The organism is Aeribacillus sp. FSL K6-2848, from assembly GCF_038004325.1.
In the GTDB taxonomy this organism is placed as follows: Bacteria; Bacillota; Bacilli; order Bacillales; family Aeribacillaceae; genus Aeribacillus; species Aeribacillus composti.
Window position 1 is genome coordinate 2,814,653 of sequence record NZ_JBBOQQ010000001.1, and the last position, 21,046, is coordinate 2,835,698.

The following is a 21,046-nucleotide window of genomic DNA, read 5'->3' on the forward strand; positions in this document are numbered from 1 at the left end:
TCAATCCCCCTGCTTCAATTCTGTTAAAAAGCTTGTTCCGTAATTTGGCATTTGCACGCCGAAATTTTCTGCAATGGTTGCTCCTACATCTGCAAATGTTTCTCTGATTGGCAGTTCTTTTCCTTTTGTATAGGTTGAATTATAAACTAACAGCGGAACATATTCTCTAGTATGATCCGTACCGTGGTGAAGAGGGTCGTTTCCATGGTCTGCTGTGATGATGAGCAGGTCTTCTTCCTTCATTTTTTCGAACACTTCAGGAAGACGAGCATCGAATTCCTCAAGCGCTTGTCCATACCCTTCAGGATCTCTTCTATGGCCGAATTTTGCATCAAAATCGACAAGGTTCAAAAAGGAAAGACCTGTAAAATCCCGGTCGAATGTTTGGATCAATTTGTCCATTCCATCCATATTCGACTTTGTCCGGATTGCATCTGTAATGCCTTCGCCGTCATAAATATCGGAAATTTTCCCAAGGGCAATTACATCAAATCCTCCGTCCTTCAACTCGTTCATAACTGTTCGGCCGAAAGGCTTTAAAGCATAGTCATGCCGGTTGGCAGTCCGTTCAAAATTCCCCGGCTCCCCGACAAACGGACGAGCTATAACGCGCCCAACCATGTACTTTTCATCCAAAGTCAGTTCGCGGGCAATTTGACAAATTTGATATAATTCGTTCAGAGGAATGACTTTTTCATGTGCAGCAATCTGTAAAACAGAGTCTGCCGACGTATAGACAATGATGGCTCCTGTTTTCATATGTTCTTTTCCAAGCTCTTCTATAATTGCCGTACCGCTTGCCGGCTTATTGCCAAGCACTTTTCGCCCGGTTCTTTTTTCAAGCTCCTCTATCAGTTCTTCTGGGAAGCCGTCTGGAAATACTTGAAAAGGAGAATCGATTTTTAACCCCATCAGCTCCCAATGACCAGTCATCGTATCTTTTCCTGCTGAAGCTTCTTTCATTTTTGTATAGAAGGCGAGCGGCTTGTCTGTCTTTGGAACACCTTTTATTTCACGTATATTCCCCAATCCGAGCTTCGCTAAATTCGGCAAATGCAAACCGCCGAGATGTTCAGCGATATGGCCAAGCGTGTCAGCACCTTTGTCGTTATAAAGCTCTGCATCCGGTGCTTCGCCGATTCCAACTGAATCCATTACAATTAAAAAGACGCGTTTATATGTATGCTGCATGTTAAATTCCTCCTGCCATTTGAAAGCGGTGATGATTATATTTTTTCCTAATGCTTGCCGAAACAGACGAGCAACTTGATTTTTAGCATGACGATGGCATTAAGCACGGGGGTGGTACATTTTATATACATCTTTTAAACGTGTTTTTGTCACATGAGTATAAATTTGCGTGGTTGAAATATCAGCATGACCTAGCATTTCTTGCACCGCTCTTAGATCAGCGCCGTTTTCAAGCAGATGGGTGGCAAAGGAATGTCGCAATGTATGAGGAGTCAATTCTTTTTGTATTCCTGCTTTAACCGCAATCGATTTTAAATTTTTCCAAAATCCTTGGCGGGAAATTCTTTTTCCATGATGGTTTAAAAATAAGGCATCCGTTTTATGCTTCTGTCTTACAAGCTTTGGCCGGCCCTTTTCCAAATATTCCTCCAGCGCTTTTGTTGCTTTTTCTCCAATCGGAACGAGCCGTTCTTTTTTCCCTTTACCGTAGCATCGGATAAATCCCATGATCAAATGGACGTCTGAAAGATTCAAATGAACCATTTCACTCACCCGAATACCTGTCGCATATAAAAGTTCAAGCATTGCTTTATCTCTATATCCAATCGGTGAGGTCAGCTCAGGCGTTTCAAGAAGCCGCTCCACTTCCTCAAGAGACAGCACTTTCGGAAGCTTCCGTTCAATCTGCGGTGTTTCAATATGGACGGACGGGTCTTCATCCGCAGCTTTTTCCCTTAACAAAAATTGATGGAAAGCGCGGATTGAGGCGATATGCCGGGCGATTGTCTTGCTGGATTTCCCTTGATCTTTCAAAAAATGCAAATATTGCAAAATATGATAGCGTTGAATATTTTGCACTTCTTGAATATTCAGTTTTTCGTTCAAAAATTGCTTGTACGATTTCAAGTCTCGCTCATATGAAACGATCGTATTGTTCGCAAGTCCTCTCTCAACGGTCAAATAATGAATAAAATCTTGGATATGATCGTTCAATCTTCTCTACTCCCCGTTTAAATAAAAGAATATTAAGCGATTCAGCCAATTATCGTTCTGTTCTTCCACAACGCTTGTCACCTTTACGGCAGATCCTTCAGGCTCGTCATAGCGATGGTAATCTTGATATTCCAAGTTAACCCATATAATAGCATAGTAGAACAAAATCGTAAATCCTGTAAACAAGATAAAAATTTTAAGCATATTCTTTACGGTTTTCGTCCATTTTTCCATGTTCGTCCTCCACAAGGCCATATTTTCTTATATTTAAAGATATGACCGTCTGGACAATCTTTATACGTATATAATATAAAAAAACCTTTCCCCTCGCGGAAAAGGCTTTATTCTTTCTTGTTATCTTCTTTTTCTTTTTCCTGACAGCGGTGGCATATGCCGTGAAAAGTTAGACGATGATCTTTAATTTTAAACTTCCAATCTCGTTCGACAATTTTTTCAACATCTTCTAATAAATCTTCCTGAATCTCATCAACGGAACCGCATTCCATACATACGAGATGATGGTGAAAATGAGCGGCTCCTTCCCTGCGCAAATCATATCTGGAAACCCCGTCTCCAAAGTTTATTTTATCAACAATTTTCAGCTCAGTTAACAATTCCAGCGTTCTGTACACTGTTGCGAGCCCGATCTCAGGCGATTTTTCCTTAACGAGGAGGTAAACATCTTCGGCACTTAAATGATCCTCTTCATGTTCAAGCAAAACACGAACGGTTGCTTCCCTTTGCGGGGTTAATTTATAGCTTGAAGAATGCAACTGCTTTTTTATACGCTCTATGCGGTTTTCCATGACACTTTCCCTCCCTCGCCGCATTCCTCATATATTATAACAAAATAAAAGAAAGTGTCCAACTGAAATAATTTTAAATTAAAAAATAAAATTTATATTAAATAATAATTATTATTTATAAATAAAATCGATCGTCCCTCTCATCAGGATCGGGGAAACATATGCTTCTAACATTGCAGCGAGCAATATAACGGCGATCAAGCAAGAAAATGTGACTGCATAGCCTGCAAACATTCGAAACGGCTGATCGTGGAACTTTTTTACAAAAAGCTGTCTAATGAGCTTGAAGGAAAAAGAAATTGCCGATGCGCTCATAATAAGAAACACAGGTATCAGCAGCAAATTTTGCGGCAAAACGGAAACGAATGACAGCAAAAATCCGCCCCATTTCATTTGATTTACTAAAAATCCGACTGTAAATCCAACGACCATTCCTTTTAAAAATAACATGATAAAAATAATCGGCAGACCAATGATCGAAATGCCTAGAAGCCACATAAGCCCTACATATTTTGTATTGTGGAAAAAACTTTGCTTGAACATTTCAAACGAGCTGGCAAGTTTTCCGTCCGATACTTGTCCAAAAAACAGGTTTAAATAATAATACAGATCTTCTTTTTGCGTAATGCTCATGCTGTTTACGATGATTGCGCCAAAAATTACTCCCATTATGAACAATATAAGCACAAATAAATAGACGGTTGATTGATCTTTCAATTGTTTTAGTAAAAAACGCTGAATATTCTGCATATCCTATCCTCTCCTGTCTTTCTTTACTAGATTGTATGAGAGAACGGATGGTACATATTCGTATTTTTACTAGAAAAAAAGAAAAGGCGCGAAAATTTACGCACCTTCCACTTTTCCGTATTTTCCTCCTCCCCCTGATTGCACATAAAGGGTGCCTTCTCTTGCCGAGATGATGGAAGCGGCGATTTTTTCCGGAACCACTTCGACAAGATCGGCGTACGGAACTTTGTGTAAAATATTCATTTCCGTTCCAAAATAATGCTTTAATTTTTTTAATGTTTTAGGGCCAATGCCAGGCAGAAAAGCTAGCGGGACTTGATGAATATAAGGGGGCCTTTTCTCCACATGATTTGTTTTATCCCCCAGTTCTTCAACCCGCTGTTTTACACCTTTTGTAATTTTTACTCCTCCGCATATTTGACAGCATCCCTCATCTGTCAAGCCTACTGTTTTTTGGCACGCTTCACAAAACGTTTCGTAATACTTTCCAAGTTTCGGGTTTAATCCGTAATTCGCCTCAATTTTTCTGTCGTTTTCTTTTTTGATCGCCATCACCAATTCCTGAAACGTCGGCGCTTTTAACAACAACTTCTGATATTCCCGCCCGATTTTTGGCAATGAATGGGCGTCTGAGTTCGTTAAAAATGGATAGGAAGCTAGTTCACGAATACGGCTTGCCATGTTAGTATCGCTGCTCAAACCGAGCTCGACCGCATCGATGAGTGTTTGATCAAAAACTTCTGTCAAGCTTCGCTGAACCCCTTTTCCGTACAAGCTTTTAAAAGGAGTAAAAATATGCGCCGGAATGAACAATCCGCCCAAGCTCTTCACTTTATGCTGAAGTCTTTTCCCTTCAACATATACCCGTTGAGAGCTTAAATGAATATTTTTTAAATGGGAGCTGAGCCAATGGGAAAATTCCTTCATCTTTTCTAAAGTCGGCATAAAGCATAGAACATGAATCGGCCCATTGCAATGTTCATCAAATATTTCAAGCTCCGTACCTAAAATAAGTGTCGAATTTTGATAGCGGACTCCCCCTTCCATTAATTCCTCATACTTTCCTCTTCTGATGCCATCTTCAATTTCCTTGATTACTTCGGGAACATGGCAATCAATGATGCCAATTATATCCATACCTTTGCTCTCAACTGCTTCAATAAAAATATTTTCAAGCGTCAGCGACTTGGCCCCCGTAATCTTTACCGGTTTTCCTGTATTTGTTCTGCCGATATGAATGTGCAAATCTGCGAAAAAAGCGTTCATATCTCCTCACTCAATTGTTTTAATGTTAAATATTGAACTGCATAAGCTGTTTTTGCATCGTAAATTTCTTTTTCTTCTATCAATTTTCTCGCTTCCTCAAGGGTTACTTCCAGCACCTCGACAAACTCGTCTTCATCCAAACTCGCTTTATTTTCCAGCTTTATCAATCCTTCAGCTAAATAAAGATGAACGAGTTCATCAGCAAAGCCCGGTGAAGTATAAAACGAAATGACATGTTTTAATGATTCACATCCATAGCCCGTTTCTTCTTCCAACTCTCTTCTTGCTGTGATTTCAGGTGACTCCCCTTTTTCAAGCTTGCCGGCAGGAATTTCCACAAGCTGGCGTTCTAAAGCTTTGCGATATTGTCTCACCATGACAATTTTCCCTTCATTTGTAATAGGGATCACGGCAACTGCACCCGGATGCTTCACGACTTCACGTTTCGCATTTTCCCCGTTTGGGAGACGGACATCTTCCACATATACATCAATAATCTTCCCTGAAAAAATTTTTTCCTTCGCAATCGTTTCCTCGTTTAAACGGTTCATATATTCAACTCCTGTTCTATTATCCAATCATTCTTCATACATTCTACCATAATTAAAAAGGAGGCGGAGCGATTGCTCATGTATCGGAATTATAACCGGGTCGTGATGATCGGAAAGCCGAAGGAAATTTCTTACAGCTTAAAGGAAGCCGCAAAACGATATAAAACAGTCTATGAATGGCTTCATCATGAATATGAAACATTTGCTTTTTCAAAAAGTTTATACTACTTTCAAATTAGAAGAGAAAAAGAGAGGTGATCTTTTTGAAAAAGCGCAGATTAGGAACATCCGAGCTGTATGTGAGCGAAATCGGTCTTGGATGCATGTCGCTTGGCCGCGACGAAAAGCATGCGCGTTCGCTGATTGACCAAGCTCTTGAATTGGGGATTAATTTTTTTGATACAGCAGATCTTTATGATCAAGGCCTGAATGAAGAATTTGTCGGAAGGGCTCTTAAATCGCGTCGAAACGATATCATTTTAGCAACAAAAGTAGGAAACCGGTTTGAAGTTGGCAAAGACGGATGGTGGTGGGATCCATCCAAGAAATACATAAAGGAAGAAGTGAAAGAAAGCCTCAGACGGCTGGGTACAGATTATATCGACTTATATCAGCTTCACGGAGGAACAATCGACGACCCGATCGATGAAACGATTGAAGCGTTCGAAGAGTTAAAGCAGGAAGGCGTCATCCGCTACTACGGCATTTCTTCGATTCGGCCGAACGTTATGAAAGAATGGTTGAAACGCTCCAATATCGTTTCAATCATGATGCAATACAGCCTTCTTGACCGGCGCCCAGAAGAATGGTTTCCTTTGATTCAGGAGCATAACGTTTCTGTTATTGCCAGAGGGCCGTTGGCTCAAGGCCTCTTGACAGAGCGCCCGCTCGAAAAAGCCTCTGAGCGCGTCAAGAACAATGGATATTTAGACTACACGTTCGATGAATTAAAAGAAGCTTTGCACAGCATCGATTCAACATGCCCGGATCGCACTCGGACGGAAACAGCCATAAAATATGTTCTTCATCAGCGTGTTGTAGCCTCCTGCATTGCCGGAGCGAGCAAGCAAGAGCAGCTGCTTGAAAATGTCCAAGCAGCGAAAGCAAAAGATCTGCTGGAAGAAGAGTACGAAGCGCTTATAAACGCAACAAAACAGTCTCTTTATACAATCCATCGCGATTAAAACAGGCGGGGACGATCCCCGCTTATTTATTTTCGGATTCACATGACTGTTGAAAATTCAATTTAGCTATCCAGTTGATGTTCCTGCCGAAACGGATGGGATTCGCATGATCATGTTGCAATCTCAATGGCTAAACGATTGTTCATAGCACATAAACCGGATTTACAACTATATGTATCGGTTCATTGAACAGCGCCGTCCATTCCTATCTTGAAAAATTTTGGACTAATATATTTTGAAATCCGTTTAAGCTTGAATATTTTCTAATGAGGGGATCGAAGCAAATTTTGCAGTGCTTTTCCATATAAATGAAGAGGCACACGGTCTTCGCTAATATAATAAAATATCGCTAAACCGTTTTCTAACGAAAGAATAGTCCATGCTATTTCATCCGCAGATAGAGCAGAATCGTTATTCTCTTTCGACTTCAATTTTTCAATCGCCTTGGAAATTTGTTGTACCGCTTCCGTTATCATGTCAGACCATTTTCGGCGTACCGATTCTTCACGCATCGCATAAAGAAAAAATTCCATGTTAAGCATGCTCCACGTTCGATTTTTCTGCCTAACTGACAGGAAATATTCATCCATCGTTTCGATAAAATGTGAAAGCGAATGCTGTCCGTCTATGACTTGAAGAATGTTGTCCACATGCAATTGCATTTGTTGCTCCAAAATAGCTAAAAAGAGCTCTTCTTTGGAACGAAAATGGGCATATACCGCCCCTTTGCTAAATCCGGCATGTTCTGCAATTTTATCAACAGAAGCGCCGTGAAAGCCGAATCGAGCAAAGATTTCAACAGCTGACTCTAAAAGTAATTGCCGCGTTTCTTTTTTTCGCTCCTCTTGGGTTAATCTTCGTCTGACCAATTTGCTATCCTCCCTCTCTCTTGACAATCATACCATATAGCATTAACATACCAGATAGTATATAAATTCTAATCAGTATACAAATTATAATTTCTCATTATGCTGGACGCAACTATCAACAATGTCCTCCTAGATTTATAGATCATGAGTGAAAAAGGAAGAGGGGAAGAATGCGAAAAGAAGAAAGCCTTACAACACAGAAACCAACTTTGCCCCAAATTTTGGCTGAAACTTGTAAAATTGGAATTATTCAATCAAATCTCGTTCCGATGTTGGCTGGATTGACATTGGCATTGTATACGTATCAGATCAGCCTGTTTGAGAAATTGCCGGAAATGTTATTTGCTTTGATTGGATCGATTTTCGTAATGGGTGCAGCTGGAGCTTTTAACAACTTATATGACCGAGATATAGATTCTATCATGGAAAGGACGAAAAACAGACCGACTGTGACAGGAGCAATAAAGCCTAAAACAGTATTATGGCTTGGAATCTGTATGTCTATTTTAGGAATTGCAGCTCTTGCATTAACAACTCCTCTAGCAGCATTCCTAGGGTTTCTAGGTTTGTTTTTTTATGTTGTCCCATATACGATGTGGAGCAAGAGAAGAACAATTTATAATACGGAAATTGGCAGTATTTCTGGAGCAATGCCCCCTCTCATCGGATGGGCTGCTGCTCATCCGGACGTGACACATCCAGCCATTCTTGGTTTGTTTGTGATTTCAATTATTTGGCAAATGCCTCATTTTTATGCTATAGCTATTCGCAAGCACGATGAGTATAAGGCTGCGAAGGTTCCTATGCTCCCAGTTGTCAAAGGTGTTAAAAGAACATATATACAAACGAATATTTATTTAATTATTTTAATTGCAGCAAGCTTTCTTTTTGGGCCTTTAAGCCTTGGTCTTATGCTAGTAGCCCTTCTTTTAAGCGTTCTGTGGCTTATGTTAAGCATTTTCGGCTATAAAAAAATGGATTCAGAGAAATGGGCAAAATCAATGTTTCTTTATTCTCTGTTTCATATGACAATCTTATTTTCAACTGTCATTATCTATTCTCTTGTGGGAATTCTTTTTCATTTATAAAAGAAAGTGTTTCTAAACAAATTCATGGCGGCATAATAAATGTTGGGAATTAAGGGGCTGTCCGATGAGTTCCTAAAATGAAGGATCGGGGAAAAATACTACTGTGAAGGACAAAAATAATCTAATAAAATTTGTAAATGTCCTTCATAGAGGCAATGAAGTCCAACAAGAAGCAATTGTATATGCTGAATGTCCGTCATACAACTTTTGAAGAACCTAATGAAGAAAAGTCCTTCATAAGACTTCTGGAGGATATAAACAAGACAGGAAAAATGGTCTATCCGATAAGTCCCTAAAATGAAGGGGCTCCAAAAAGTCAGTGAACCCTGACTTTTTGGACAGCCTCCTTTCCAGCTTTTTATTTAAAATCTTCCCATTTCAAGTCGCTTTCTGCGAGCAATTCAGCAAAGCTTTTCTGTTTTTCCCGCTTTTGTTCCTCTTTTCTTTTACGCTCCAATTCCAGTTTTTTTAATTTCTCCTTTTCTTCTTCAATTTGTTTTTTCATATCTATAAGCTTTTTCGCTTTTTCTTCGCCGATCTGATCTTTGAGATTCCATGCATCTTTCATGTTTTTTCCCTTCCTTTGACCAATGCATGCTCTTTTTTATCCTAATACATCGTGAATATTCTGCATGTTTTTTTCCATCCATGCAATTGCTTCATCGATCGTGGCAAACTCTTCCGCTTCAAACGTCATTTCATCTTGAATCAGCCACACATCCTTTTTTTCATATCCCATTCCTCCTACAGACCAATGCAGAAGGGTGTACGGATGATTGTCATGGAGAAAGGACACCCATGTTTTATTTAAAGCAATGTTCTTTAAAGAAGCTAGACGTTCCTTCAATTTTGTTCCCTCATTTCACAATGCAGCTCATTCTTGGATTGTAAATTTGCATTGGACTTTTGAGCATGAATATTTGTTTTTGCCCGTGATAATCGATTTGCAATTCATCATCTAAAAAAACAAGCTTTGATCGCTCCACGTACACCGGGACAAAATTTGTATCAATTTTCATATCATCCTCATCAAGATCTTTCACAAGCCAAAGAACAGTAACACCGCTCATGACACAGCCGCAGCCATCTGTATCATATTTCAGCTTTATATAGCGGTTTTCGTTCATTTCCAATATCTCTTTAAGCTTTGCTTTCGCTGCGTTTGTAAACGAAATGTTCATAGGCTAAAATCATCCTTTTTTAATTTTGCCTCCATTCTATCATATTTTAGCTCTCTCCGCTTATTGAAGCAGAATGAACATAACCGATTAACGTTTTTTAAACATTTATAGAGAAATATGGACAAACTATTAGCCGGGTTAGTTGAATAAAGCTGTTGTTTTTATTTGTGAGAAATCAGCGTTATTTTCACAAGCAAATGATGACACGTCTATTTTCTTCCAATCAATATCATTGCATTCCCTAATACTTTTTTGTTCAATAAAAGCTTTGGCAGTTTCATTACTTTAGCGAGTTTGTAGCTTTTCAATTCAGATACACCATGTTTCTTTAAGGAATTTAAGAGTTCTTTTTCATCCCCAAATATTTTTTCATCCATAAACAAATCTAAAAAGACAAATCCACCACCAGGTTTTAACACTCTTAATGCCTCTTTCATTACTTCTGTTTTATTTCTTTCATCTTTAACTTCATGAAATGTTAGACAACTTACAATTATATCGAATTCATCATTTTTAAAAGGCAGTTTTGTGGCACTTGCTTTCAGAAAATTTATTCGATCAGAAACCCCTTCAATTTCAGCGTTTCGTTGGCATTGATCTTTCGAATATTCCCAATCGTCGCCCCAATAATCAATTCCAGTTAATAGGGACTCAGGAAAAGCCTTTGCAAGTTTTATAATCAGTGAACCGCTGCCTTCCTATATCCAGTATTTTTCCTTGCCCATCCCAATTCACCTTGGCAACAATTAAGTCATGTATTTTTGACTGATAATTTCCCCCAAATGCTGCGAATTGGTAATAAGAATAAGAAAGGATAAATGTAATATAAATTAATGGTAACGCTATAATACCTGACAAAACTCGCAGATATAAATTAATAGGTAAGAATGTCAACAAAATGAATAAAAGTGAAAAAAGCAAAAAAATTAGTAGTTTATTCATTCGAATCCAAGTTTGATACCTAGCATTTGTTTTCAAGTTATCAGCCATCCTTAAATCATTAAACTGATTACCGTAGCAATTCGGTCATTGAATTGCTACGGCTCGTGTAGTTGACTAGCGAAAAGATACAGCATAAATTAAACTAATATTCATTTAATTTGGTGCTGTACCCTTTCCTTTCGTTTAAGTAAATTGTTTCACAATATCATGGTTTTATCAATCTTTATTATAATTTGCTTTAAATGATCGAACCTTTTTTAACTCTACATTCGGATGGAAAATTTCAAACTAATTTGCATTTTAAGCCATTTTGACTATTCAGGTTGTAAAATATATAGTGGAAATAGGTGTTGTTTAAGAACTTGTCTGAGCGGTTCTGTGAGGAGTTTTAACGACGAATGGGTTTGAGGAACTTCTCTGAACGATTTTTATTTTAGGAGGAAATAACATGGAAGTTTTTGCAAAATATTTAGCAGGTATCGATAACCCCGACCACCGCGACCGAACAGAGGAAATTTTGGCGTGGGTTGCTAATAAATTTCCAAATTTGAAACCGCAAATCAAGTGGAATACGCCAATGTTTACCGATCACGGCACATTTATCATCGGCTTTTCCACAGCGAAGCATCATTTGAGCGTTTCACCTGAAGAAAAGACAATGATGCATTTTGCCGATGAAATCGCCCAAGCTGGCTACAGCGCTACCAAAGGCTTGTTTCGAATTCCGTGGAATGAGCCGGTAAATTACGAGTTGCTGGAGAAAATGATTGAATTTAATATTCAGGATAAAGCAGACTGTTCAACTTTTTGGCGGAAATAGAATAGGATAGCCCTTAGAAAGCCTGTGAGGGCTTCTGAGAGGCTTTAAGAAGTTGATAGCTACAAAAACGCTTTTTCTTCATGCCCCAACACTCTTGTTGTGGACGCCCTGACACAGCTAATGTCAAAGTTTGGGGTGCGTCCTTTTTTAATAAGTGTAAATTATTACAGGAGCTAAGAAAATAATTCTCTTACTTATTCCAGAAAATGACCCTATAGTGGCAGAGTGAAACTTAATTGTTTTTAGTTAACCGTGAATGTCACTTATTCACTAACGGGTGCTTTTTTAGTGAAAGAAAAATTAATTGATTTTAAGATTGAGATCATGTTTTAGTTATTCCATTATAGGACGCCGATGGTAGAGTAGCAAAAAGCCCAATTTCTCAAATTTTTAGAAATTGGGCTGTTAATTATCGTCATTTTCTAAGCGTTGTAAATCTGCATTTTCCTGACCTTACGCTACCCCTATTAAATTTGTATTTCTAATGCTGTTTTCTTAGTATTGCTCAATTTCAATAATATCTCCTAATTTTAAAACATGTTTTTTAGTCAAGTAATCAACAATTCGTAATTCTCTTTTTAGCTGATCGATATAATGAATATTGCCGACAAGCTTCTTTATTTCACCTTTTTGATAATAGGTGAATTGTAGAGTAATGTCCTCTTCCATAGCCTCACAGATAACTTCATTAAATTCTTCATATTTTTGTTCATCTAAAACCGGTTTTTCGACTTTATCTAAACTTTCATTGTATTCCCTTAGTAATTTCACATGCTCGGGCAGCATCATAGCTGTCCATTTTATGCTTCCACGATCCTGAATCATTGTTTATCCCATCCTTTGCTTTCTTTTCTTCATATTCGTTACGCATAATGCCCGCCGATCAGCTTGTTGCGGTGAAGACTCGTTCCTGCCTTCGTATACGAAACAGCGCGCAGCAGTGCATTGGAGCCGTGCTTGTTCCGAATCGCATCCATTACATATCCTAAACGATGCTCTTTTATGCGGTTCGGCCTAAACAAATCAAGCTGCATGCCGCTGTCTTTTTCCACGTTGGAAAGAGAGATGGAAATTTTTCTGACTGTCTTCCCCTCATAAAAACGATCAAACAGCAAAAGGCAGGCTCGATAAAGATCCATCGTAATATTTGTTGAGACATCCATCGTTTTTGAACGGTAAAATCCTCCTCCGCCTTCCTTTTGGCTGTAGCCGATTCCAAGGCTGATTGTTCTCCCCGCCATCCGGTGTTCCCTCGCTCTTTTTGCCACTTCCTCGCACATTTCTAAGATGACGCATTTCACCTCTTCGGGGTCCGGATAGTCGCGAAGCAATATTTGATTTTTTCCAAAACTGATTTGCCCCAGCATAATCGGAGAGCCTATGTCGGAAAGATCTATTCCCCATGCGTGGTAATAAAGCTGATTCCCCATGACGCCGAACTTCTTTTCAAGGAGCTCTAACGGATAATTTGCGAGCTGACCGACTGTAAAAATTCCCATTCGATTTAACGTTTTTTCAAGTCTTGCCCCAATCCCCCACATCTTACGCAACGGCTTGATGCTCCACAGCTTCGTTTTGACATCATCATACGTCCATTCCGCTATACCTTTCTTTTTCGCCTCCAAATCTAGACAAAGCTTCGCCATCAATATGTTTGGACCGATCCCAACCGCGCATGGGAGAGAAAATTCATTTCGTAAATCTTCCACAATTTTTTCGGCCAGACTATGCGCATCCCCCCAAAGTCTTTCTGTTCCATCCGCAGTAATAAAACATTCATCTACGCTGTAAACATGGATGTTTTCTTTCGGAACATAGCGGTTCAGCAGCCGAGTAATTTCAGCAGAAATCCGTAAATACGTCGCCATTTTCGGAGTGATGAGGCGGATGCGGGGGTCGTTTGGAATTTGAAATAAGCGGGATCCGGTTTGAATTCCGAAATCTTCCTTCAGTTTTGGTGAAGCGGCCAATACAATGCTTCCTGTCCGCTCTTTGTCCCCAACGATAGCAATGTGGGCTGTTAAAGGATCAAGCCCAAGTATGACCGCCGCACAGCTCGCATAAAAGCTTTTCATATCGATGCATAATATATGCCGGTTTGGAAACGATTCATAATTCATTCCATCATCCCCTCATGAGAATGTATGTTCGGTTTTATTTTATTTTTATTGTATGGGAATATACGTTCGATTTCAATGGGAATTTGCGCCATTTTTCGCGGTACAAAAGAAGCATAACAACGAAGTACGGCATCGAAAAACAGATATTAAGCTTGGAAAGCTTATTCAAAATACAGCCGCGTTTTTTAGAAGATTTAAGTTGGAGACAAATCGGTGAAAGAGCTGAATTTTTTGTCAAAATAAAAAGACGCTTGACGCGCCTTTTCAGAAGTGAGAGCGGAGATTTTAGCGAAAAGTCCGCCTTCAGCTTTCTGTTCATTTCCTGCATCATGCTCCCGGTCATTTTTGCCGAAACAAATTTCCGGCAACTTTTTCAAATAGGGAGGGCATAAGACGATAAACAAGCCCGCCAAGCTCCATCCAAACAGGCATATTAATTTCCCGTTTATTTGTCAGCATCACGCTCACGATTTTTTGTGCAACAGCTTCCGGATTAAGCATCCAGCGTTGGACGTTTTTCACATAATCCCCTGACGTATCGGCAAGATTGAAAAAATCCGTTTCAATTGGACCCGGATTGACAGATGTTACAAAAATCCCGCGGTCCGCCACTTCCATCCGCAAGCTGTTCGTAAAGCCTAAAACAGCATGTTTTGTAGCAGAATAGATGCTTGATTTCGGAGTAGCTATTTTGCCAGCCTGAGAGGCGACATTAATAATATGCCCTTCCCGTTGGGCCAGCATCTTCGGAAGAACCAGCTTTGTCGCAGCAATTAATCCGAACACATTTACTTTAAACATTTGCTGCATCTCTTCGAATGTTGCTTCCTCTGCATTTCGAAAAATACCAAAACCAGCATTATTGACTAAAACATCCACTCGGTCAAAATTCTCTGTGATGTCCGTAAATACTTCGGAAACTGCGTCAAGGTCACTGACATCCAGTTCGTAATATGTACAAGAAATAGAGTGAGAGGCTTGAAGCTCATCCGAAAGTTTCTTGAGACGATCCTTCCTCCTAGCCAGCAAAACTAAATGTCCACCGCTTTCTGCAACGATCCTTGCGATTTTTTCCCCGATCCCGCTCGATGCCCCCGTAATAACTACCAATCGATCTTTAAGCCGCGAATTCATTTATTTGTCACCTCTTCGTTGCGCGGAAAAAAGTAAAACGCCATTTTCTATTCTTTTGTTAATTTTTCCATATTGTTCTAAATAATCAAGCTGAGCAACAGTTTCTGATATAGCAAATAAAAGCTCTTGTTGATAAGCAGACGGAAAAAGAAGCTTGCAAAGAGCAAACACCGTCATTTCCTGTTTTTCTAAATGCTTTAATACGGTGAGCGCGCGTTCATGCTGTTTGTCTAAACGGTTCCGAATCAACAGGTGAGGATCGAAAAATTCATCTTTATGACCCGGAAAGACAACAGAAATCGGAATATGCAAAAGCTTTTTCAAAGATTCATTATATTGCAGCTGAGGTTTTGGACGCTCTTTTCCTTCATACGGCATTTCAAGAACAGGATTGGAGGAAATGGTTTTCAGCAAATGATCGCCGCCGATCATTCGGCAGTCTTCCTCATTGTACAAAACGATATGGCTTTGGGCATGTCCAGGAGTCTCAATGACTGTAAACCCAGGCATCCCGTCTATTTCATCTCCTTCTTGAATGGAGGAGGTCAGCGGATGATTGCGTGGATATAAGGAAAGATCAAGATGATCTAAGTGTGACTTAAACGACTCTGGGACGGCAAACTGCTTCAACAATTCTAAAAAAAATTCCTTTTGCCGATCAAAAAAACGCACATCATGAGAAAGCCAAGGAGCAAGCAAACGATGGCCCAAAACACGAAGATCGCCATCAAAAAAATCGAGCAAACCGATATGGTCAGGATGATGGTGGGTAAGAATGACTTGCTCAATATCCTCAGGCACAAGCCCTATTTCCTTCAGCTTATGTTCAAAAACTCTCCACGCTTCCTCCGTTTTCATCCCTGCATCCACTAATGTCAATGCGTCCCCTTTTACAACATACACGTTCACATCTTTAATCGGATAAGGTATAGGGATCGTTATTTTATAAATTGCATCTTTGCTGAACATTTTTGCAAACCGCCTTTAATTTTTTAATATAACTTATTTTACACATGATAAATCAATTTGTCATTTTATTCAAATAATTCATAAGTATACTTGACAAGCCGTAGGAACTGATAAAAAATTAATTCTACAACGCTTTTAGAATTTAAGGCAGGGAAACATTTCATCATACAAGCCTATCCAAAGCATGCGCTTCTGTTGCTTAACAGATGAATAGTAAAACGTTTTCTCGCTACCTTTCCAACTGAATCTCTTCTCTTTTAAACTAAGTTTATAGGGAAGAAGTTCAAAAGAAACATATAAAACAATCAGGAAGGAGTCTCTTTTTATGTACAAGTTTGGATTTATCGGAGCCGGATCTATGGCGGAAGCTATTATATCCGGATTGATCAACGGGAACAAGTGCCGGAGAGAAGAGATCGTTGTGACAAACCGTTCCAATGAAAAGCGGCTCGAGGAGCTGCAAAAAACATACGGCGTCACGATGACAAAAGATAAAAAGCATTTGTTTGACAACACAAAAACGATTTTTTTCGCGATGAAGCCGAAGGACGTTGACGAGGCAGTAAAAACAGTCCGCGAATACGCAACAGAAAACCATCTTGTTATTTCCATGCTCGCAGGCGTTTCAACGAAAGCAATTGAAACATTATTCAACAAACGTATTCCCGTCATTCGAGCAATGCCGAATACGTCCGCTACCATCAGACAATCAGCAACCGCCTTGGCACAAGGACAATATGCAACGGATGGTGACCTGTCAGCAGCTGTTGAACTGTTTCAATTGATCGGAACAGTTGAAATTGTTGAAGAAGACAAGCTCGATGCCGTCACAGGACTGGCAGGAAGCGGACCAGCCTATATTTATTACATAGTAGAAGCAATGGAAAAAGCAGCAGAAGAAATCGGGTTAGAAAAGTCCATGGCGCGCTCCCTCATTGTTCAAACACTTTATGGGGCAGCATTAATGTTAAAAACGTCTGACAAAGAGCCGTCTACTCTAAGAAAAGAAATAATGAGCCCAGGCGGCACAACTGAAGCCGGCTTAAGCGTCTTAAACGATCATCACGTAGATGAAGCTATTATAAGCTGTGTGAAACGGGCAGTCGAACGGTCAAAAGAATTAAACAGCGCTTTGGAGGAAAAACTGGTGAACGAACAATAATCTGAAATCGGATTCGGGTTCAGCGAGCAATACTGAACCCCTTTTTTATATTTACCAAGCAGATCATATGACAAAAATAATCATAATTGCTAAAATTTCAAAGGAAATATTTAGGGAGGCGAATAAAAGATGAAAGACCGATTATTATTTTCTCCATTTACGATTAAAGATGTCACATTGAAAAATCGAATTGTCATGTCGCCGATGTGCATGTACTCAGCCGCAAATAAAAAAGGATTTCTTGAAGATTTTCATTTCACACATTACATTTCAAGAGCGGTGGGACAGGTGGGCCTCATCATTCTTGAAGCAACAGCTGTTACGCCGGAAGGCAGAATTTCTGAATTGGACCTCGGTATATGGGAAGATGACCATATTATAAAATTGGCTGAACTTGTGCAGCAAATCAAATCATACGGAGCGAAAACAGGTATCCAGCTTGCTCATGCAGGAAGAAAGTCAAATGTGAGCGGAGACATATTCGCCCCATCTTCAATTCCTTTTGATCAAAACAGCCGTACACCGAAAGAACTGACAAAAGAACAAATAAAAGAAACGGTTGAAAAATTTCAATTAGGAGCAAAACGAGCTAAGGACGCAGGCTTTGATATCATCGAAATCCATGCTGCCCACGGTTATCTCATTAACGAATTTTTATCTCCGCTATCAAACAAGCGCAATGATGAGTACGGAGGAAGCTTAGAGAACCGCTACCGGTTTTTAAAAGAGGTTATCCAAGCCGTAAGGAAAGTGTGGGAAGGCCCGTTGTTTGTTCGTGTTTCCGCCAGTGACTATGTTGAAGGCGGATCGACGATAAATGATTACGTACAAATTGCTAAATGGCTGAAAGAGGATGGTGTCGATTTGATTGATGTCAGCTCAGGAGGGCTTGTCCCGGCAAATATAGATGTTTATCCCGGGTACCAAGTGCCATTTAGCGAAAAAATCAGACAGGAAGCAAACATCAAAACAGGGGCAGTCGGCTTAATTACTTCACCTTTGCAGGCGGAAGAGATTTTAAAAAACAACCGGGCGGATCTTATTTTTGTCGCCCGCGAATTATTGAGAAATCCATATTGGCCTTACCATGCAGCTAATGAACTAAACGCAAAAATTGAATCGCCGACACAATATGAACGCGGATGGCGCGTATAAAAGAAGAAGCTGTCTCAAAAAAGCCTTTTGAGGCAGCTTTTGTTTGCATATTGCATTTTCCAAAGCATACTGTGAGTGTTGAATCAACATATAATTCTTTCATTGCCGCAACCGAAAAAATTTTGAAAGTTCAGAGATTCTGCAAGAATCATGTCGACGATTTTTTTGCCCGATTATAGGACTAAATATGCCTGTAGACGATTCTTTTATTCTATGTAAAAAAGGCGGCGAAAGTTTCATTTTTGGCATCCCCATACCATTTTCTACTTTTTAGGAATTGGGACACATAAAAAATCATGGGCAAGGCTTGCTTCTGGAAATACAGCCCTTGCTTCAGCAAGAAGCATTTGACAATCCTCTTCGCCTTGATATCGCGAGCTAATATGCGTCAGCCATAACGTTTTTGCGTTTGCCTCTAAAGCAATTTGCGCTGCTTGAACTGTTGTCGAATGAAAATAATTGTAGGCCAAAAGCTCTTCATCCTTTGCAAATGTCGCCTCATGCACTAAAACATCCGCATCCTTTGATAATTCGACGCTTTGCTTGCAATATCTTGTATCACCCAAAATCGAAACAATCCGTCCTTTTTTGACAGGACCTAAAAAATCTTTTCCATTCAAAACTCTTCCATCAGCAAGTTGGACTGTTTCGCCATTTTTTAATTTTTTGTATATAGGTCCAGGTTTTACTCCAATTTCTTTTAATCGATCCGCTAAAAGTGTTCCGGGCAGATCCTTCTCTATAATCCGATAACCGAATGAAGGGATACCGTGCTCCAATTTCTTTACCTTAACGATGAATTGATCATCCTCAAAAACGGTTTCATCGTCAAATATTTCTTTTGTAATAAGCGGATATTTAAGATGAGTAAAGCTTAACTTCAAAGTTTGTTCCACAAATTCTTTAATGCCGGGAGGACCGTAAATTACGAGCGGGCTCTCGGCGCCATGAAAGGATCTTGTTCCTAACAAACCGGGAAGTCCGTATATATGATCACCATGCAAATGCGTAATAAAAATTTTTTCAATTTTTGCCGGTTTGATGTTCGTATATAAAATCCGGTGCTGTGTCGCCTCGCCGCAATCAAACAGCCAAATAGAACCGCGTTCTTCAAGCAATTCAAGCGCAATGGAAGACACATTTCGATGTTTGGCCGGCAGACCAGCACCTGTTCCTAAAAAATAAAGATTCAACGTTCGCTCCTCCAAATGTCTTTTTATCTGTTATTATAATACATTCATTCAATATTTAGCAGAAAAATCAGCAAATATTATTTGCGTTACAGTACGTTTACCTTTAAAATTAAATATTTGAACGGGTACATATTTTTAGCAAAATTTATAGCAAAACGATAAAGTGAGGTACGTTCAGTGAATACAATCCAGTTACCAAAAGCAATCATCATTATATTCGGAGCAACAGGAGATTTAGCAAAACGGAAATTATTCCCATCCATTTACCGTTTATATCAAAGCGGTAAGATCAGCGAAGAATTCGCGGTCGTTGGCGTGGCAAGAAGACCATGGACGAACGAAACGTTCAGAGAAAATGTTAAAGATTCCGTTGAAAATGCAGTTTCCGTCAACAGCGATCTAACATCCTTTACTTCGCATTTTTATTATCATCCGTTTGATGTATCGAACCAGTCTTCGTATCACAGCTTAAAAAGCTTACTTTCCGACTTGGATGAAAAATATCAAACGGAAGGGAACCGAGTCTTTTACTTGGCGATGGCGCCTGAATTTTTCGGAATCATCGCTAACAATTTAAAAGAGCACGGTTTAAAAGATACAAACGGATGGACAAGACTTGTCATTGAAAAGCCGTTCGGCCATGACCTAGCTTCCGCCCAAAAATTAAACGATGAAATCCGCACCGCATTCGATGAAGAGCAAATTTACCGAATCGACCACTATTTAGGAAAAGAAATGGTGCAAAATATTGAAGTCATTCGATTTGCCAATGCGCTTTTTGAACATTTATGGAATAACCGTTTTATTTCCAATATTCAAATTACTTCAAGCGAATCACTCGGCGTGGAAGACCGGGGCAACTATTATGAAACATCCGGTGCGCTCAGAGATATGGTGCAAAACCATATGCTGCAGATGGTGGCCTTGCTTGCGATGGAACCGCCAATTAAATTAACGACTGACGAAATTCGTTCCGAAAAAATTAAAGTGCTTCGTGCTTTACGGCCAATTCAGGAAAATGAAGTCGACAGCTATTTTGTAAGAGGCCAATATACAAAGGGAATAATTAATGGAAAAGAGGTTATCGGCTACCGAGAAGAAGCAAATGTAGATCCCGATTCCAATACAGAAACGTTTGTGGCCGGAAAGATTTTGATTGACAATTACCGTTGGGCAGGCGTTCCTTTTTACATTCGCACAGGAAAGCGGATGAAAGAAAAATCAACAAAAATTGTTGTCGAATTTAAAGATATTCCAATGAACCTTTACTTTAAAAAGGAAAGCGACCGCGTTCCAAACTTGCTTGTCATCCATATCCAGCCTGATGAAGGGATTACGCTTCATCTCAATGCCAAAAAAGCGGGAGTAAGCTCAGAGGCTACACCAATTAAGCTTTCTTACAACAATAACGGCATCGACGGCATGAACACTCCGGAGGCATATGAAAGATTGCTATATGATTGCATGCAAGGCGATGCCACGAATTTTACCCACTGGGATGAAGTCGCCTTATCATGGGCATATGTTGATCCGATTTCAAATGCATGGTCCCGTAAAAAAGCGGCCTTCCCTAACTATGAGGCAGGCTCGATGGGTCCTAAAGAAGCGGATGAACTTCTTGCCAAAGACGGCTTCCATTGGTGGCCGATCTAATGACATTTTTCAATTTAAA

At 39.7% G+C, this 21,046-nt stretch carries 23 protein-coding genes and 1 pseudogene; 7 read left to right on the forward strand and 17 right to left on the reverse strand.

Translation table 11 applies throughout. The features are described from left to right. The 7 genes from deoB to NSS70_RS13605 all read right to left on the reverse strand — a co-directional run bounded on the left by deoB (position 1) and on the right by NSS70_RS13605 (position 5,557). Positions 1-1,191, reverse strand: coding sequence for a phosphopentomutase (deoB, locus tag NSS70_RS13575; RefSeq protein ID WP_144598189.1), 1,191 nt, complete (start codon positions 1,189-1,191; stop codon positions 1-3). A gap of 99 nt (positions 1,192-1,290) precedes the next feature. Beyond that, positions 1,291-2,184 carry a site-specific tyrosine recombinase XerD gene (xerD, locus tag NSS70_RS13580; RefSeq protein ID WP_063388336.1) on the reverse strand — a complete coding sequence of 298 codons (894 nt, stop codon included), beginning with the start codon at positions 2,182-2,184 and terminating at the stop codon, positions 1,291-1,293. Positions 2,185-2,190: 6 nt separating this feature from the next. Next, on the reverse strand, positions 2,191-2,418 hold the full coding sequence (locus NSS70_RS13585; protein ID WP_063388337.1) for a YqzK family protein: 228 nt from the start codon (positions 2,416-2,418) through the stop codon (positions 2,191-2,193). 107 nt (positions 2,419-2,525) lie between these two features. Then, positions 2,526-2,990, reverse strand: a complete 465-nt coding sequence (fur, locus tag NSS70_RS13590; RefSeq protein ID WP_063388338.1) for a ferric iron uptake transcriptional regulator — start codon at positions 2,988-2,990, stop codon at positions 2,526-2,528. A gap of 111 nt (positions 2,991-3,101) precedes the next feature. Further along, the gene (spoIIM, locus tag NSS70_RS13595; RefSeq protein WP_066247667.1) at positions 3,102-3,740 is read right to left on the reverse strand and encodes a stage II sporulation protein M; all 639 of its coding nucleotides are present in this window, start codon (positions 3,738-3,740) and stop codon (positions 3,102-3,104) included. A 96-nt stretch (positions 3,741-3,836) separates the two neighbouring features. Beyond that, complete coding sequence (locus NSS70_RS13600) at positions 3,837-5,006, reverse strand: TIGR00375 family protein (RefSeq protein ID WP_066247665.1); 1,170 nt, start codon at positions 5,004-5,006, stop codon at positions 3,837-3,839. After that, positions 5,003-5,557 carry an NUDIX hydrolase gene (locus NSS70_RS13605; protein ID WP_063388341.1) on the reverse strand — a complete coding sequence of 185 codons (555 nt, stop codon included), beginning with the start codon at positions 5,555-5,557 and terminating at the stop codon, positions 5,003-5,005. The genes NSS70_RS13600 and NSS70_RS13605 overlap by 4 nt, the downstream gene beginning before the upstream one ends. Positions 5,558-5,635: 78 nt before the next feature. Between NSS70_RS13605 and mciZ the strand changes: the two genes are divergently transcribed. Together mciZ and NSS70_RS13615 are read left to right on the forward strand one after the other, a co-directional pair. Continuing rightward, on the forward strand, positions 5,636-5,815 hold the full coding sequence (mciZ, locus tag NSS70_RS13610) for a Z-ring formation inhibitor MciZ (RefSeq protein WP_161939821.1): 180 nt from the start codon (positions 5,636-5,638) through the stop codon (positions 5,813-5,815). 5 nt (positions 5,816-5,820) lie between these two features. Continuing rightward, positions 5,821-6,741, forward strand: coding sequence for an aldo/keto reductase (locus NSS70_RS13615; protein ID WP_339210030.1), 921 nt, complete (start codon positions 5,821-5,823; stop codon positions 6,739-6,741). Between the two features lie 263 nt (positions 6,742-7,004). Here the strand turns inward: NSS70_RS13615 and NSS70_RS13620 are convergent, their stop codons facing one another. Next, positions 7,005-7,610, reverse strand: coding sequence for a TetR/AcrR family transcriptional regulator (locus NSS70_RS13620; RefSeq protein WP_066247661.1), 606 nt, complete (start codon positions 7,608-7,610; stop codon positions 7,005-7,007). Positions 7,611-7,780: 170 nt separating this feature from the next. Between NSS70_RS13620 and cyoE the strand changes: the two genes are divergently transcribed. Further along, positions 7,781-8,698 (forward strand): heme o synthase, encoded by a 918-nt coding sequence (gene cyoE, locus NSS70_RS13625; RefSeq protein ID WP_339210031.1) that lies wholly within the window; start codon positions 7,781-7,783, stop codon positions 8,696-8,698. A 358-nt stretch (positions 8,699-9,056) separates the two neighbouring features. Here cyoE and NSS70_RS13630 read toward each other — a convergent pair whose 3' ends face one another. The 4 genes and pseudogenes from NSS70_RS13630 to NSS70_RS13645 form a co-directional block, all read right to left on the reverse strand. Next, positions 9,057-9,266: a DUF3886 domain-containing protein gene (locus NSS70_RS13630; protein ID WP_130157802.1), complete on the reverse strand. Its 210-nt coding sequence runs from the start codon at positions 9,264-9,266 to the stop codon at positions 9,057-9,059. A 36-nt stretch (positions 9,267-9,302) separates the two neighbouring features. Further along, positions 9,303-9,545 carry a DUF2552 family protein gene (locus tag NSS70_RS13635; protein ID WP_063388346.1) on the reverse strand — a complete coding sequence of 81 codons (243 nt, stop codon included), beginning with the start codon at positions 9,543-9,545 and terminating at the stop codon, positions 9,303-9,305. 10 nt (positions 9,546-9,555) lie between these two features. Beyond that, on the reverse strand, positions 9,556-9,879 hold the full coding sequence (locus tag NSS70_RS13640; protein ID WP_066247658.1) for an iron-sulfur cluster biosynthesis family protein: 324 nt from the start codon (positions 9,877-9,879) through the stop codon (positions 9,556-9,558). A 209-nt stretch (positions 9,880-10,088) separates the two neighbouring features. Then, a pseudogene (locus NSS70_RS13645) lies at positions 10,089-10,869 on the reverse strand (class I SAM-dependent methyltransferase). A gap of 400 nt (positions 10,870-11,269) precedes the next feature. On the opposite strand from NSS70_RS13645, the gene NSS70_RS13650 reads away from it, so the two are divergent. Then, positions 11,270-11,641, forward strand: coding sequence for an iron chaperone (locus tag NSS70_RS13650; protein ID WP_130157796.1), 372 nt, complete (start codon positions 11,270-11,272; stop codon positions 11,639-11,641). A 495-nt stretch (positions 11,642-12,136) separates the two neighbouring features. Here the strand turns inward: NSS70_RS13650 and NSS70_RS13655 are convergent, their stop codons facing one another. The 4 genes from NSS70_RS13655 to NSS70_RS13670 all read right to left on the reverse strand — a co-directional run bounded on the left by NSS70_RS13655 (position 12,137) and on the right by NSS70_RS13670 (position 15,864). After that, complete coding sequence (locus tag NSS70_RS13655) at positions 12,137-12,466, reverse strand: YolD-like family protein (protein ID WP_339193019.1); 330 nt, start codon at positions 12,464-12,466, stop codon at positions 12,137-12,139. A gap of 38 nt (positions 12,467-12,504) precedes the next feature. Then, positions 12,505-13,761 carry a Y-family DNA polymerase gene (locus NSS70_RS13660; protein ID WP_063388352.1) on the reverse strand — a complete coding sequence of 419 codons (1,257 nt, stop codon included), beginning with the start codon at positions 13,759-13,761 and terminating at the stop codon, positions 12,505-12,507. Between the two features lie 339 nt (positions 13,762-14,100). Further along, positions 14,101-14,895, reverse strand: a complete 795-nt coding sequence (locus NSS70_RS13665) for an SDR family NAD(P)-dependent oxidoreductase (protein WP_094246172.1) — start codon at positions 14,893-14,895, stop codon at positions 14,101-14,103. Continuing rightward, positions 14,896-15,864, reverse strand: coding sequence for an MBL fold metallo-hydrolase (locus NSS70_RS13670; protein ID WP_339193020.1), 969 nt, complete (start codon positions 15,862-15,864; stop codon positions 14,896-14,898). A gap of 325 nt (positions 15,865-16,189) precedes the next feature. Here NSS70_RS13670 and proC point away from each other — a divergent pair, with 325 nt between their 5' ends. Next, positions 16,190-17,026 carry a pyrroline-5-carboxylate reductase gene (proC, locus tag NSS70_RS13675; protein ID WP_094246174.1) on the forward strand — a complete coding sequence of 279 codons (837 nt, stop codon included), beginning with the start codon at positions 16,190-16,192 and terminating at the stop codon, positions 17,024-17,026. 129 nt (positions 17,027-17,155) lie between these two features. After that, a complete protein-coding gene (gene namA / locus NSS70_RS13680) occupies positions 17,156-18,181 on the forward strand; it encodes an NADPH dehydrogenase NamA (protein ID WP_130157790.1) in 1,026 nt (341 codons plus the stop codon). 263 nt (positions 18,182-18,444) lie between these two features. On the opposite strand, the gene rnz is transcribed toward namA, so the two are convergent. Further along, positions 18,445-19,374 carry a ribonuclease Z gene (gene rnz / locus NSS70_RS13685; RefSeq protein ID WP_130157788.1) on the reverse strand — a complete coding sequence of 310 codons (930 nt, stop codon included), beginning with the start codon at positions 19,372-19,374 and terminating at the stop codon, positions 18,445-18,447. A gap of 177 nt (positions 19,375-19,551) precedes the next feature. Between rnz and zwf the strand changes: the two genes are divergently transcribed. After that, positions 19,552-21,027, forward strand: a complete 1,476-nt coding sequence (gene zwf / locus NSS70_RS13690; protein ID WP_339193021.1) for a glucose-6-phosphate dehydrogenase — start codon at positions 19,552-19,554, stop codon at positions 21,025-21,027. Positions 21,028-21,046: the final 19 nt, after the last annotated feature.

Excerpts from the sequence above, each read along its gene's own strand:
- NSS70_RS13585 (WP_063388337.1), bottom strand. The coding sequence starts at position 2,418 with ATGGAAAAATGGACGAAAACCGTAAAGAATATGCTTAAAATTTTTATC.
- NSS70_RS13640 (WP_066247658.1), bottom strand. The coding sequence starts at position 9,879 with ATGAACATTTCGTTTACAAACGCAGCGAAAGCAAAGCTTAAAGAGATA.
- deoB (WP_144598189.1), bottom strand. The coding sequence starts at position 1,191 with ATGCAGCATACATATAAACGCGTCTTTTTAATTGTAATGGATTCAGTT.
- NSS70_RS13605 (WP_063388341.1), bottom strand. The coding sequence starts at position 5,557 with ATGAACCGTTTAAACGAGGAAACGATTGCGAAGGAAAAAATTTTTTCA.
- NSS70_RS13650 (WP_130157796.1), top strand. The coding sequence starts at position 11,270 with ATGGAAGTTTTTGCAAAATATTTAGCAGGTATCGATAACCCCGACCAC.
- cyoE (WP_339210031.1), top strand. The coding sequence starts at position 7,781 with ATGCGAAAAGAAGAAAGCCTTACAACACAGAAACCAACTTTGCCCCAA.
- proC (WP_094246174.1), top strand. The coding sequence starts at position 16,190 with ATGTACAAGTTTGGATTTATCGGAGCCGGATCTATGGCGGAAGCTATT.
- NSS70_RS13630 (WP_130157802.1), bottom strand. The coding sequence starts at position 9,266 with ATGAAAGATGCATGGAATCTCAAAGATCAGATCGGCGAAGAAAAAGCG.
- namA (WP_130157790.1), top strand. The coding sequence starts at position 17,156 with ATGAAAGACCGATTATTATTTTCTCCATTTACGATTAAAGATGTCACA.
- NSS70_RS13665 (WP_094246172.1), bottom strand. The coding sequence starts at position 14,895 with ATGAATTCGCGGCTTAAAGATCGATTGGTAGTTATTACGGGGGCATCG.
- NSS70_RS13655 (WP_339193019.1), bottom strand. The coding sequence starts at position 12,466 with ATGATTCAGGATCGTGGAAGCATAAAATGGACAGCTATGATGCTGCCC.
- NSS70_RS13600 (WP_066247665.1), bottom strand. The coding sequence starts at position 5,006 with ATGAACGCTTTTTTCGCAGATTTGCACATTCATATCGGCAGAACAAAT.
- mciZ (WP_161939821.1), top strand. The coding sequence starts at position 5,636 with ATGTATCGGAATTATAACCGGGTCGTGATGATCGGAAAGCCGAAGGAA.
- NSS70_RS13670 (WP_339193020.1), bottom strand. The coding sequence starts at position 15,864 with ATGTTCAGCAAAGATGCAATTTATAAAATAACGATCCCTATACCTTAT.
- fur (WP_063388338.1), bottom strand. The coding sequence starts at position 2,990 with ATGGAAAACCGCATAGAGCGTATAAAAAAGCAGTTGCATTCTTCAAGC.
- NSS70_RS13660 (WP_063388352.1), bottom strand. The coding sequence starts at position 13,761 with ATGAATTATGAATCGTTTCCAAACCGGCATATATTATGCATCGATATG.
- spoIIM (WP_066247667.1), bottom strand. The coding sequence starts at position 3,740 with ATGCAGAATATTCAGCGTTTTTTACTAAAACAATTGAAAGATCAATCA.